12 protein-coding genes are annotated in these 11,949 nt (G+C 63.2%); 7 read left to right on the top strand and 5 right to left on the bottom strand.

Annotated features, from left to right (window positions below):
* Nucleotides 1-37 precede the first annotated feature (37 nt).
* Entirely contained in the window at nt 38-1,264 is a 1,227-nt protein-coding gene (locus GSQ89_RS09440) for an aromatic ring-hydroxylating dioxygenase subunit alpha (RefSeq protein ID WP_158924333.1), read from the bottom strand.
* 103 nt (nt 1,265-1,367) lie between these two features.
* On the opposite strand from GSQ89_RS09440, the gene GSQ89_RS09445 reads away from it, so the two are divergent.
* The 4 genes from GSQ89_RS09445 to GSQ89_RS09460 all read left to right on the top strand — a co-directional run bounded on the left by GSQ89_RS09445 (nt 1,368) and on the right by GSQ89_RS09460 (nt 5,356).
* The gene (locus GSQ89_RS09445; protein WP_158924335.1) at nt 1,368-2,225 is read left to right on the top strand and encodes a TauD/TfdA family dioxygenase; all 858 of its coding nucleotides are present in this window, start codon (nt 1,368-1,370) and stop codon (nt 2,223-2,225) included.
* Nucleotides 2,226-2,394: 169 nt separating this feature from the next.
* Entirely contained in the window at nt 2,395-3,534 is a 1,140-nt protein-coding gene (locus tag GSQ89_RS09450) for a Re/Si-specific NAD(P)(+) transhydrogenase subunit alpha (protein ID WP_158924337.1), read from the top strand.
* Between the two features lie 16 nt (nt 3,535-3,550).
* The gene (locus tag GSQ89_RS09455) at nt 3,551-3,946 is read left to right on the top strand and encodes an NAD(P) transhydrogenase subunit alpha (RefSeq protein WP_158924339.1); all 396 of its coding nucleotides are present in this window, start codon (nt 3,551-3,553) and stop codon (nt 3,944-3,946) included.
* Between the two features lie 3 nt (nt 3,947-3,949).
* A complete protein-coding gene (locus tag GSQ89_RS09460) occupies nt 3,950-5,356 on the top strand; it encodes an NAD(P)(+) transhydrogenase (Re/Si-specific) subunit beta (protein ID WP_158924340.1) in 1,407 nt (468 codons plus the stop codon).
* Between the two features lie 37 nt (nt 5,357-5,393).
* On the opposite strand, the gene GSQ89_RS09465 is transcribed toward GSQ89_RS09460, so the two are convergent.
* A complete protein-coding gene (locus GSQ89_RS09465; protein WP_158924342.1) occupies nt 5,394-6,023 on the bottom strand; it encodes a hypothetical protein in 630 nt (209 codons plus the stop codon).
* 369 nt (nt 6,024-6,392) lie between these two features.
* Between GSQ89_RS09465 and GSQ89_RS09470 the strand changes: the two genes are divergently transcribed.
* Nucleotides 6,393-6,908: a phasin family protein gene (locus GSQ89_RS09470; RefSeq protein WP_158924344.1), complete on the top strand. Its 516-nt coding sequence runs from the start codon at nt 6,393-6,395 to the stop codon at nt 6,906-6,908.
* A 70-nt stretch (nt 6,909-6,978) separates the two neighbouring features.
* Here GSQ89_RS09470 and GSQ89_RS09475 read toward each other — a convergent pair whose 3' ends face one another.
* The gene (locus GSQ89_RS09475; protein ID WP_158924346.1) at nt 6,979-7,995 is read right to left on the bottom strand and encodes a DUF6635 family protein; all 1,017 of its coding nucleotides are present in this window, start codon (nt 7,993-7,995) and stop codon (nt 6,979-6,981) included.
* 485 nt (nt 7,996-8,480) lie between these two features.
* On the opposite strand from GSQ89_RS09475, the gene GSQ89_RS09480 reads away from it, so the two are divergent.
* Nucleotides 8,481-9,617, top strand: coding sequence for a flagellar motor protein MotB (locus tag GSQ89_RS09480; RefSeq protein ID WP_158924348.1), 1,137 nt, complete (start codon nt 8,481-8,483; stop codon nt 9,615-9,617).
* A 9-nt stretch (nt 9,618-9,626) separates the two neighbouring features.
* Complete coding sequence (gene motA / locus GSQ89_RS09485; RefSeq protein ID WP_158924350.1) at nt 9,627-10,490, top strand: flagellar motor stator protein MotA; 864 nt, start codon at nt 9,627-9,629, stop codon at nt 10,488-10,490.
* Nucleotides 10,491-10,607: 117 nt separating this feature from the next.
* Here motA and GSQ89_RS09490 read toward each other — a convergent pair whose 3' ends face one another.
* Both GSQ89_RS09490 and GSQ89_RS09495 read right to left on the bottom strand, forming a co-directional pair.
* Nucleotides 10,608-10,910, bottom strand: a complete 303-nt coding sequence (locus GSQ89_RS09490) for a GxxExxY protein (protein WP_371734235.1) — start codon at nt 10,908-10,910, stop codon at nt 10,608-10,610.
* 91 nt (nt 10,911-11,001) lie between these two features.
* Nucleotides 11,002-11,907, bottom strand: a complete 906-nt coding sequence (locus GSQ89_RS09495; protein ID WP_158924354.1) for a hypothetical protein — start codon at nt 11,905-11,907, stop codon at nt 11,002-11,004.
* Between the last annotated feature and the right edge of the window lie 42 nt (nt 11,908-11,949).

The following is an 11,949-nucleotide window of genomic DNA, read 5'->3' on the forward strand; positions in this document are numbered from 1 at the left end:
TCCTCCCGCCATGACGGTAAGAAGGGGTTTTGCGCCATCAGAACCCCATTGTCTCTCGCCAGTAACGGTACATGCCGCGGATGCCGACCTCGGTGACCATGTGATCGACGCTTTCGATCTCGCGGCCACCCATGATCACCAGCCCGTCTTCGTCGGGGGACTTGGCAAAGCCCTCCTGGCTCATGGCGATGATTTCGCCGTCGTCGGCGGACACGAAGCCGGCGGGGCCGAACAGGTTGGCCTGGCGGGTGCGCCGCAGCCGCATTTCCGGCGTGTCGTCGGCATAGCACCAGTGGGTCCAGTGGAAATCGAACCCACCAGGCCCCGTGGGCACGATGCTGCGGATACTGAGCGAGTTGATATTCTGTTGCAGCACCACGCTGGGAAACACGGTGATCATGCCGACGGCGTCGTCGTCGGGGAACTCCTTCACCACATCAAGGATGCGCGGATCGGCGAGCCTGATGTCGTTCTTGTAGTTGCGCATGCTGGCGGTGACGTCGTTGACTTCCTGCTTGCCGGTACGGCTGATCAGGATGCCGTGGCGGCCGGTCGGATCGACCTCGGTCGCCGACTTCTGGTCTGCCCTGAACAGACCGAACGTAACGAAAAACACGTGCAGCAGGGATGCGTGGTACGGGTCCTTGATGTTCTCCTGCATCAGCTTCCAGTTGCCCGGAATATGCTGGCGGTTGTAGCCGAGGACTTCGAGTTTCCGTCCGTCGTAGACCCGTGTGTAGTGCTGCCAGAACCGTTCGCCGAGGTATTTTCGAAATGGTGGCGTATCGTCGGAGAAGGTGGCCCAGATTACGCCATTGACGACTTCCACCCGCAGCTTGCGCAGGCTGTGATCCTTCGGGTCGAAATCGGCGGGCATGCCGCCCTGGCCACGGACTCCGCGACGGAACGGGGCGCCTTGCAGGTCGCCGCGCAGGCTGTAGTTCCACTGGTGATAGGGACACAGCAGGTCTTTGACGTGGCCTTTCCGAGCCTGGCAGAACTTTACGCCGCGATGGGCGCAGCGGTTTTCCACGACGCTGACCTCATCGGGGGCGCTGCGGACGATGACGACGGGGCGTTCGCCCAGGGTGGTGGTCTTGAAGTCGCCGACGTTGGGGATTTCGGCTTCCAGGGCGCAGTACAGCCAGTGGGGGCCGTACCAGATGCGCTCGAGTTCAGCGGCGTAGACGTCCGGGTCCGAATAGACCCAGTACGGCACCTTGCCGTTCGTGTCGGTTGGCCAGGTCCGGCTGATTTGGTTCATGGCACGCCTCCGGCCGCAGTTTTGGCTGCCGGGCTGCCTTGTGTCAAAACCTTCCGAAGCATTGGCCATGACATGGTTTGGGCAACGATGAAAGGAAGGCGACATGACCCTGTCCGTACTGCCCAGCGGTAAGACGCTGGGCGCCGAGATTGTCGTCGACCTGGCCGGCGACACCGACGACGCGACCTTCCGGCGGATCGAGGCGGCGTTTCACGACCATATCGTCGTGGTTTTCCGCAACCAGCGCCTGTCCAGCGAACGCCAGATCGCGTTCAGCCGCCGGTTCGGCGAACTGGAAATCCATATCGTCAAGAAATACCTGTTGGCGGACTATCCGGAGATCCTGCTGGTCTCCAACATCAAGAACGCGGCGGGTGAGAACATCGGGTTGGCCGATGCCGGGTTCACCTGGCACAGCGACGTGTCGTATCGGCAGCGCCCCAGCCGCTGTTCCTTGCTGTATGCGATCGAGGTTCCCGAACAGGACGGTGTGACGCTGGGCAACACGGTGTTCGCCAATACGATCCGGGCTTACGATGCGTTGCCGGACAGCATGAAGACCTGGCTGGCCGGGCGCAGGGCGGTGCATCGCTATTCCGAACGCATGCGGGTCGCCAACAGTCCGCGGCCGAAGCTGACCGCGGCGCAGTTGGCGGAGACGCCCGATGTGGCGCACCCGATCGTCCGCACGCACCCGTTTACCGGGCGGCGGGCGCTGTATGTCACCAAGGGCGAGTGCATCGGCATCGAGGGCGTGCCGGACGATGAAGGCCGAGCGGTGATCGAGGAACTGCATGACCACTGCCTCAGACCGGAGTTTCATTACCGGCATCAGTGGCGGACCGGTGACCTGCTGATGTGGGACAACGCGACTGCGATGCATCTGGCGATCTGCGATTACGCGCTGCCGCAACGGCGGCTGATGCATCGCACGACGGTCATCGGGTCGGTGCCATTTTAGCCGGGAGCAGCCGGTGACGAGACGGATGTCTCAAGCGGGTCGTGGGTCTTGACATCGCACCCCTTGCACCCCGGTCGCGAGCAGTGCATTGGTTTGCTCCGACGAGGAACTGGGCCAAGGCAGCGCATCCCGGCGTCTCTTGCTGCCCTGATAACGAAGGAATGAACGGATGCGCCTTGCGGTGCTGAAGGAACGGCGGGCTGCCGAAACCCGTGTGGCCGCGACCCCGGATACCATCAAGAAGCTGGTTGGCCTGGGCCTGACGGTCGCCGTCGAGACCGGGGCAGGGGCGACGGCGTCGATCTCGGATGCCGAATTCGCCGCTGCCGGGGCCGAGATCGCCGACGGTCCGGCCGCTGTCCTGACAGATGCAGGCATTGTGTTCGCGGTGCAGACTCCGGGGCCGGAGGAACGGGCGCTGATCCCGCGTGGGGCGCTGCTGGTGTGCATCGCCGGGGCGTTCGCCGATCCGGACCTGGTGCCGGGGCTGGCGGTGGCGGGGATCGATGTGGCGGCGATGGAGCTGCTGCCGCGGATCACCCGGGCTCAGTCGATGGATGTGCTGTCCAGCCAGGCGAATTTGGCGGGGTATCGGGCGGTGATCGAATCCGCCGGGGCGTTCCAGCGCGGGTTTCCGATGATGATGACCGCCGCCGGGACGGTGCCGCCGGCCCGGGTGTTCGTCATCGGTGCCGGTGTCGCCGGGTTGCAGGCCATCGCCACCGCTCGGCGTTTGGGGGCGATCGTGTCGGCCACCGACGTGCGGCCGGCGGCGAAGGAGGAGATCAAGTCGCTGGGCGCCAGCTTCGTGGGCGTGGAGGACGCGGAAACCGCCGGCCAGACCGGTGCCTATGCGCGTGAGATGAGCGACGCGTTCCGCCAGAAGCAGGCGGAACTGATGGCCACGACGGTGGCGAAGAACGACATCGTCATTACGACCGCGCTGGTGATGGGGCGCAAGGCGCCGGTCATCGTCACCCAGGCGATGGTGGACAGCATGAAGGCCGGCAGCATCATCGTCGATTTGGCGGCCGAGGCGGGCGGCAACTGCGCGGCGACCGTTCCCGGCCAGAGCACGGTGACCGCCAACGGCGTCACCATCCTGGGGTTCAATAATTGGCCGGGGCGGATTCCGGTCGCGTCCTCGTCGCTCTATGCGCGCAACCTGCTGACCTTCCTGACCACGTTCTGGGACAAGGACAGCCGGATGCCGAAGTTGCCGGAGACGGACGACATCGTGAAAGGCGTCATGCTGACCCGCGGCGGCGCCGTCGTGCACCCGAATTTCCTGCCTCAACAGGCGGCCTGAGCGTCCGGAGACCCCGATGAATCCCTCCCAACTGGCGGACGAAGCGGCCCGCCTTGCCGACAACGCGCTGGAACTGGCCAATCATGCCCAGGCGCTGGCGCTGCATGCGTCCTCGACGATGGCGCCGGAGGTCAATCCGTTCATCTTCCTGTTGGCCATTTTCCTGATGGCCTGCTTCGTCGGCTACTACGTGGTGTGGAACGTGACGCCGGCGCTGCATTCGCCGCTGATGGCGGTGACCAACGCGATTTCGTCGGTGATCATCGTGGGCGCGATGCTGGCGACGGGGCTGGCGACGTCGCCCTGGGCGATGTTGTTCGGGTTCATCGCGGTGACGCTGGCATCGGTGAATATCTTCGGCGGCTTCCTGGTGACCCACCGGATGCTGTCGATGTTCAAGAAGAAGCAATAACAGATGTCCGCAAGCCTGACTTCCCTCGCTTATCTGGTCGCCGCCGTCCTGTTCATCCTGGCGCTGCGCGGCCTGTCGTCCCCGGTCACGTCGCGGTCGGGCAACCGCTTCGGCATGATCGGCATGGTCATCGCCGTGCTGGCGACGCTGCTGCAACACGGGATGGGTGGCTGGGGCTACCTGCTGATCCTGTTCGGCATCCTGATCGGTGGCGGCATCGGCGTGACGGTGGCGCTGCGCATCCAGATGACGGCGTTGCCTCAGTTGGTGGCGGCGTTCCACTCGCTGGTGGGGTTGGCGGCGGTGTTCGTCGCGGCGTCGGCGCTGAATGCGCCGCAGGCGTTCAACATCGGCGTGCCGGGGAACATCTACACCGAGAGCCTGGTCGAGATGTCGATCGGGCTGGCGATCGGGGCGATTACGTTCTCGGGCAGCCTGATCGCGTTCGCCAAGTTGCAGGCGCTGATGAAGGGGGCGCCGATCACGTTCGCCGGGCAGCATTGGCTGAACCTGGGGCTGGGGATCCTGCTGGCGCTGCTGGTGATCGCGTTCATCATGACCGGCGGGGCGCAGGTGCTGTTCTGGCTGATCGCGCTGCTGGCGCTGGGGCTGGGCTTCCTGCTGATCATCCCGATCGGCGGGGCGGACATGCCGGTCGTGGTGTCGATGCTGAATTCGTATTCCGGGTGGGCGGCCGCGGGGATCGGGTTCACCATCCAGAACCTTGCGCTGATCATCACCGGGTCTCTGGTGGGCGCGTCGGGCGCGATCCTGTCCTACATCATGTGCAAGGGGATGAACCGCAGCATCATCAACGTGCTGCTGGGCGGGTTCGGCAGTGAGAGCGGCGGGGCGCCGGCGGGTGGCGCGACCGGCGACCAGACGGTGAAGGCGGGCAATGCCGACGATGCGGCGTTCATCATGAAGAATGCGTCCAAGGTGATCATCGTGCCGGGTTACGGCATGGCGGTGGCGCAGGCGCAGCACGCGCTGCGGGAGATGGCGGATACGCTGAAGAAGGAAGGGGTGGAGGTGAAGTATGCCATCCACCCGGTTGCCGGCCGCATGCCCGGCCATATGAACGTGCTGCTGGCCGAGGCCAACGTGCCCTACGACGAGGTGTTCGAGCTGGAGGAGATCAACAATGAGTTCTCCACCGCCGACGTGGTGTATGTGATCGGGGCGAACGACGTGACCAATCCGGCGGCGAAGACCGATCCGTCGTCGGCGATCTACGGCATGCCGATCCTGGATGTGGAGAAGGCGCGCACCGTGCTGTTCGTGAAACGGTCGATGGCGTCGGGGTATGCCGGGGTGGACAACGTGCTGTTCTTCCGGCCGAACACGATGATGCTGTTTGGCGACGCGAAGAAGATGACCGAGGAGATCGTGCAGGCGCTGAATCACTGAGGGCGGGGATTCGGCACGCGGTGATTCTGGATCGTGCCTAATTCGACAAAGACTTGAGGAAAGCACCGAACGCAGCGTTCGCCTGATCCGTTGTCTTGTTCAGCACGGCTATATTCTGGACTTGCGTTCCACCGTTGCCGATATCGAAGTGGCAGACGGGGTCCGTCGCTTCGTACAGGCTGCGATAGTGGATTTTGTCCAGGCACGTGTTCATGCGATGCAGTAGCCAGTTGATGTCCGCGAGTTGCTTCATCGTCGCTTCACCGAAATATTTTTCGGTAAGCAGAACGTTGATCATGTAGTTCTCGTTCCAGACGATGACGACCTTGTTGTATTGCTTCCACGCGTCATCCTGGTCTTCGCCCGGGAAACCGTCCGCGACGTCGCCGCTGTAGCGGACCGTCCAGAACAGGCGCTGCGAAACGAGTTGCGTCATTTGCCGGACGAGATCACCCCGAGCGCTCTGCTCCGCGAGTACAAAGGCCGCATCCTTCTTCAGGCCTAGATCCACGAGGACTTTCTGCCAGGAATCCAGCAGGGTGACAGCGCCCGCGCTGCCCGCCACCAGCGAACCAAGCATGACGAAGAGGTGGGACTTCCGGGGTCTGCCCCGAGGTGACTTGGGCGCGGACTTCGCAGCGAGCCTCGCTTGCATTGCTTCCACCATGCGGTGCAACCTAGCGTTGCGCGGAACGTTACACAACTTATTTCCGGGAAACGCTCACCCTACGGTCGAAACGCCGCGTATGCAGGCGGGCACTGATGTCATCGCGCTACCGTACCCGGCGATGACTGGACCGCAATGCCGAAGCGTTCGGCGCCGGCCTTCATATCGCCGACAGTGAACGTCGCGATGGAGCCTGCGTCATCAGCGGATTTCGGAAAATGTTGCACCGCACAATTTTTTTCTTGACGTGGTGATGCTGCCCTCCTACATCCCCGGTTGTGCAGTGCAGCAACTCGCTGGCTGAGACATCCCGCGGCAAGGATAAGGTGCCGAAAGACTGGGCCTTTTCCTCTGACAGGAGAGAATTCCATGACCAAAAAGCCCACTCCGGGGGTTCGGCCGCACGCAAGCGCTCCGACCCTGACTGTTGTCGCTGATACGCCGGTGGCGCTTGCCCGGGCGAGCGAAGCGGCTGCGCCTGTAACGACGCCCACAACGCCCACGCCCTCCACTCCCACCCAAGGCATGAAAACCATGATCAACAGCACCGTCGACTTCGCCACCATCGGCAAGGACAACCTCGAAGCCTTCACCGCGTCCAGCAAGATCTGGATGGCCGGCGTGCAGGACCTGACGAAGCAGTTCGCCGCTACCGCGAAGGCCTCGCTGGAAGAGTCCGTCGCCACGTTCAAGGCGCTCACCACCGTCAAGTCGGTGCAGGAAGCGATCGAACTGCAGACCACCTACAGCAAGACCGCGATCAGCAAGGCGCTGGCCGAGTCCACCAAGCTGACCGAGGCTTCGCTGAAGCTGACCGAACAGGCGCTGGCGCCGATCACGGCTCGTATGGCTGTTGCGGTCGGGTCTTTCTCCAAGGCCGCCTGATCCGTCGCACGCATTGCGTGATGACAACGCCCGGGTCGCGAGATCCGGGCGTTTTTGCATGCGCGTGCGGTCAGAAGGCGGCGATCTGCGCCAGGGCGCCGGCGACGTCGAACACGTCCAGCACCCTGGCGACGTAGTGGTCGTGGACCGTGAACGCCGGGGCGGCGGGATCGAGCATCTGCCGTTCCAGCGCATCCACCAGGCGCCGCAGCCGCCGTTCGTGCAGGCCAAGCCGGCGTTGCACAGGATCGGCGATGACGCCGGCGAAGGCCGAGGCGGCGGTGGTCGCCGCCAGCAGGCCGCCGGTCAGTCCCATCACCAGGACGGCGGCCGGCGCCACCGGGAACAGGGTGTACCACAGCGAGCCCAGCGCGCCGCCCAAGGGGAATGCCATCGGCAGCGACATTGCCGTCGCGCGTTTGGCGACGGCGCTCGCCAAAGCGGGGCTGAAGGACAGGGCGCCGGGGGTGAGGCGCCGCAGAGCCAAGGCGCCGGCGGTGAGGCTGATGATGGCGGTGGTGATCTCGGTCGAGGCGCCGCGGGTGCGGGCATACTCGGTCATGGCGGCATCGAGGTGGCGGCGTAGCGCCGGGTCGTCGCCGCGTGTGCCGACTGCCCGCAGCGCCGGGGCCAATGCCGTCATCACGCGGGGGTCAGCCAGGATGGTTTCGGCCAGGGCGTCCTTGGCAGCGACGCGCCCGTCGGAGGTGTAGGGCAGTTGCAGCAGGTCGGTGTGCAGCCGCCAGGCGAGTTCCTTGCCGACGGCCGTATGCACGACCAATTGCTTGCCGCGAAGACGGGCGGCGGAGCGTTTCGCCCCCAGCCGGTTGGCGGCTCGGGCGGCCAGCAGCAGTCCCACCTGCGGCGCCGCCATCGTCAGGTTCAGCGGCGCCCTGGCGATGTCCCAGCCGACCGCGGTCCGGTGCAGGCTGATGGAGCCGCGCAATGAGAAATTCCGGTCGACGAAAGGGCGGATGCGTTCGCGGCAGGCGGCGAAATACCGGCGCACGCCGTCATCGACGATTTGTCTGGCAAGTGCCTGGTCCGCTTCGGAAGCGACCGGGACCAGGCCGGTTTCGTGCGTCATGTCCGCACCTTGACTCCACTCGGGCCGCAGTTCCGGTCCGTCCGGTTGGATCGGACGTCCGTAGACGGGGAACTGGACATGCTTATGGCGGCGGGGAATGACAAGGCCTGACCGTGGGCCGAGCCGGGTCGTCAACGCCCAAACAGGCGCACCACGGGTGGGCGCACCTGTAAGGGTCTGGTGGACCGGGTAACCATGCATGGCCGGAGCAAGGCTGCTTGTTTTCGATGAACCGATTCGCTGTCAATAACAAACAGAAGAGCACCACCGGAAGCGATCGGCTTGTTCGGAACCCCCAAAATCCCGAGGGTGCCCCCTCGTTGGTTGTTCCCAGCCAAAACCGCTGCCAGCCAAGGCAATCTATCGCCGAATGGTTAACGAAAGGTTAATGCACTTCGGCAAAGATTCGCGGACGGCATTTTTTCGCCGCGGTTAGGGAAAGGTTAAGGTTTGTCGGCCATTCTGCCGCCCTCCGGAGGGCGCACATGGCGGGCAAGGGCGGCAAGAAGGACTCCAAGGGCGGGGTCATCGTGAAGAAGTTCGAGGTCGTGGAGGGTGGTCACCACGGCGGCGCCTGGAAGGTCGCGTACGCCGATTTCGTGACCGCCATGATGGCCTTCTTCCTGCTGATGTGGCTGCTGAACGCCACGACCGAGGACCAGCGCAAGGGCCTCGCGGACTACTTCAGTCCCAACAACCTGATGTCGCATGCGTCCTCGGGCACCGGCCAGCCATTCGGCGGCCATACCGCCTTCGACCAGGGCGCGCTGGTGTCCGACCGCGGCAGCGTCCTGATCACCGCCGGCAAGCGCCCGGTGATCGACCGGACCGAGGACGGCGACGATCCGATCTACAGCGATTACCATCGTGCCAAGTCCGGCGACGGCCAGGGTGCGGGTCCGATGCCCGACGACCAGGACGCCGATGACTCGACCAGCGACAAGCCGCTCGGCCAGTCGGGCACGCGTCTCGCGCCCGGTCCTGGCGGTCCGTCCGTCGTTCAGCGCGACGGCCAGCCCGATGCCGGGCCGGCGACCCCGGCCGATGTGGCCGCCCAGCCTGACGTTCGTCCGGTCACCCCGGCCGATGTGGCCGCCGAGAAGGCGCGCGAGGAGAAGGCGTCGTTCGAACAGGCCGCGCAACAGATCACGGCCGCCGTGCAAAGCGATCCGACGCTGGCGGGCCTCGCCAAGCAGCTTACGATCGACATGACGCCGGAGGGATTGCGGATCCAGCTTCTCGATGAGGTGAAGCTGCCGATGTTTCCGACCGGATCGTCCACGCCGAACGATCGGGTCAGGCTGCTGCTGCAAAAAGTGGTGCCGGTGCTGTTGAAGCTGAAGGAGCCGATCTCGATCGCCGGTCATACGGACGCCGCGCCGTTCCCTGGGCCCGACCGGACCAACTGGGAATTATCAGCGGAGCGGGCGAATGCGACACGGCGTTTGCTGGTTGAAGACGGATTGCCGGACGCTCGGGTCAAGTCGGTGATCGGGGACGCGGATCGCGATCCGCTGCTGCCGGCCGATCCGCTGGCAGCGGCGAACCGGCGGATCGCCATCCTGGTGCAGCGGCAAGCGGCACCGGTCCCAACTGGCGCTGCCGCCGCGGCCACGCCCTGAGAACGAGCGATGCTGACGATTGGCGGCTTGCTGGTGTTGTTTGCGTGTGTGTTGGGCAGCTACATCACCTCGGGCGGCAGCATGGCGCCGCTGGTGGACGCCGTGCCGTTCGAGATGTGGACGATCGGCGGGGCGGCGATCGGCACGATGCTGATGGCCAACAGCATGCACGAGGTCAAGCACACGCTTGGCGCGTTCGGCAAGATGCTGAAGGGGGCCGCGTTCCATAAGGCTGATTACATCGAACTGCTGAGCCTGCTGTATTTCCTGGTCCGCCTGGCCAGCACCAAGGGCGCCATGGCGCTGGAGGTGCATATCGAAAGACCCGACGAAAGCGCGGCGTTCCAGAAGTTCCCGAAGATCCTGGCCAATCATCACGCCAGCACGATCATCTGCGACTACCTGCGCATGGTCGGCATGAACGCCGACGATCCCAATCAGATCGAAGATGTCATGGCCCGGGAATTGAAGAAGGTGCTGGTCGAGGAACTGCATCCATCACACATCATGCAGAACATGGCCGACGCGCTGCCCGCGCTGGGGATCGTCGCGGCGGTGCTGGGCGTGATCAAGACGATGTCGCATATCGATCAGCCGCCGGCCATCCTGGGTGCGATGATCGGCGAGGCGCTGACCGGCACGTTCCTGGGGATCCTGCTGGCGTATGGAATGGCGGGTCCGTTTTCGATGCGGATGAAGGGGATCGTGGAGGAGGAGGCGAAATACCTGGAGGTGATACGTGCGGTGCTGGTGACGCATCTGCATGGCAACGCGCCGCAGGTGAGCGTGGAATCGGGACGCAAGATGGTGCCGACGGAGCACATGCCGACGTTCCTGGAGCTGGAGGAGGCGGTGCAGTTGGTGCAGATGTAGCCGTCATACCGACCTGCCATGAATGAAACCCGACCCGTGGGAGTCACGGCCATGGTTTTTCTTTTTTAAGGCAGATTAAGCGGGATAAGGGGGGGATGAAGGGGATGGCGCCCGCAATCAGGCTTGGGCGGTGATGCGGCGGATTTCGACTTGGGGCCGGCCGAAGTTGATCAGCAGGCACAACGGCTTGCCGGTTGCCCGTGGATAGTCTCGGTATTGCGGAACATGCGCGTCGCTCAACGCACCGGCCACTTTGAGTTCGAGGATGATCTGATCCTCGGCTACGAGGTCGGCGGTATATTCGCCGACAATCACGTCGTTGTAAAAGACCACCCATTCTACGTTGCTGCACGTCGCTGAGCCCGGGCTTTCGCATCTCATGCGCCAGGACATTCTCGTAGACCTTCTCAACGAACCCATGGGCGATTATCCCGAACTTGACTTGCTGGGCGGTTCGTGGAAAAGTTTTCTCCGCTCAGAGAGGTGGAGGCCAACACCCTCATGCGCGTCGCTATTCCCGCGAGGGCGGCGCTGGAATCTCGTCGGCTTTCTCTTTGCGTGCGTAATTGTAGGTTTCGTCGCCTCGTATGACGAAGCGCATGCCCACGGGATCATACACTTGAGCGAAACCAGAAATGTAGTTCCCTCCCAAGAGATCGTCATATCGGACGAATCCGATCAGCCAAACAGATTCCCGAAAATTGGCGACAGCATCCTTTTGGCGGCTAGTCAGAACAGAATTCATAGTTGTGTTCTCGGAAAATGGTTTGTCTTGTGTGACGACAATTCCGGCGGGGAGCGCCCTGCCGCTGATGGTCTTGGAATCTATCGGATTTCCTATTTCTCCCCTGATCGCAGTGGTAATGTTGTATTCAAACCGAGTCAGAATACCCGGCGTCTGACCGTAATTAACAACTCGCAATTCGAACCTACGCCCACTGAAGACTTGTGTTTGGCTGGATTCTATCCAGCGGATTTCAAATCCAGGGTCGCCCACCTCAACAAAAACAAATGGGCGATCTACGCCTATGATGGCGCGTTCAGCGATGTCAGCTTGTCGGTCCGAAATGTCGGCTTGCTTGTGACCTACCCAGACCAACATCACGGTGAATACCGCCAACATGATGTCGGTGGCTTTCAATCCAGAAAAAAGGCTGACCACCCATTCGTCAACGGTTTGTTGCTTCTGTATGGCGTCGGGGCACCAACGATAGGTTTTTTGCTGATCAGGCAATCCTCTCGTAGCAGCATCGCTGCCAACTTGGGATGGGGGCTGGCTTACACTACTGCTCCCGCTGTTCTGATTGGCCTCGCTATCTGCGGAGCAAACTAACATGCCGACGATGTGCAGTCCCATGTCGGCTCCGGCAATCGCCAAAAGCAGCACAATAGTAGCTAGCCAAATAGCACTTTTCACTGATTGGTCCCATGCCCTCAACCATCTAGTCACAGAGGCAAT

Source organism: Acidisphaera sp. S103, from assembly GCF_009765975.1.
Lineage (GTDB): Bacteria > Pseudomonadota > Alphaproteobacteria > Acetobacterales > Acetobacteraceae > Rhodopila.

What these genes read in the sequence shown, in the direction of transcription:
- GSQ89_RS09440 (WP_158924333.1), bottom strand. Translation starts at nt 1,264, where the DNA reads ATGAACCAAATCAGCCGGACCTGGCCAACCGACACGAACGGCAAGGTG.
- GSQ89_RS09445 (WP_158924335.1), top strand. Translation starts at nt 1,368, where the DNA reads ATGACCCTGTCCGTACTGCCCAGCGGTAAGACGCTGGGCGCCGAGATT.
- GSQ89_RS09450 (WP_158924337.1), top strand. Translation starts at nt 2,395, where the DNA reads ATGCGCCTTGCGGTGCTGAAGGAACGGCGGGCTGCCGAAACCCGTGTG.
- GSQ89_RS09455 (WP_158924339.1), top strand. Translation starts at nt 3,551, where the DNA reads ATGAATCCCTCCCAACTGGCGGACGAAGCGGCCCGCCTTGCCGACAAC.
- GSQ89_RS09460 (WP_158924340.1), top strand. Translation starts at nt 3,950, where the DNA reads ATGTCCGCAAGCCTGACTTCCCTCGCTTATCTGGTCGCCGCCGTCCTG.
- GSQ89_RS09465 (WP_158924342.1), bottom strand. Translation starts at nt 6,023, where the DNA reads ATGGTGGAAGCAATGCAAGCGAGGCTCGCTGCGAAGTCCGCGCCCAAG.
- GSQ89_RS09470 (WP_158924344.1), top strand. Translation starts at nt 6,393, where the DNA reads ATGACCAAAAAGCCCACTCCGGGGGTTCGGCCGCACGCAAGCGCTCCG.
- GSQ89_RS09475 (WP_158924346.1), bottom strand. Translation starts at nt 7,995, where the DNA reads ATGACGCACGAAACCGGCCTGGTCCCGGTCGCTTCCGAAGCGGACCAG.
- GSQ89_RS09480 (WP_158924348.1), top strand. Translation starts at nt 8,481, where the DNA reads ATGGCGGGCAAGGGCGGCAAGAAGGACTCCAAGGGCGGGGTCATCGTG.
- motA (WP_158924350.1), top strand. Translation starts at nt 9,627, where the DNA reads ATGCTGACGATTGGCGGCTTGCTGGTGTTGTTTGCGTGTGTGTTGGGC.
- GSQ89_RS09490 (WP_371734235.1), bottom strand. Translation starts at nt 10,910, where the DNA reads ATGGGTTCGTTGAGAAGGTCTACGAGAATGTCCTGGCGCATGAGATGC.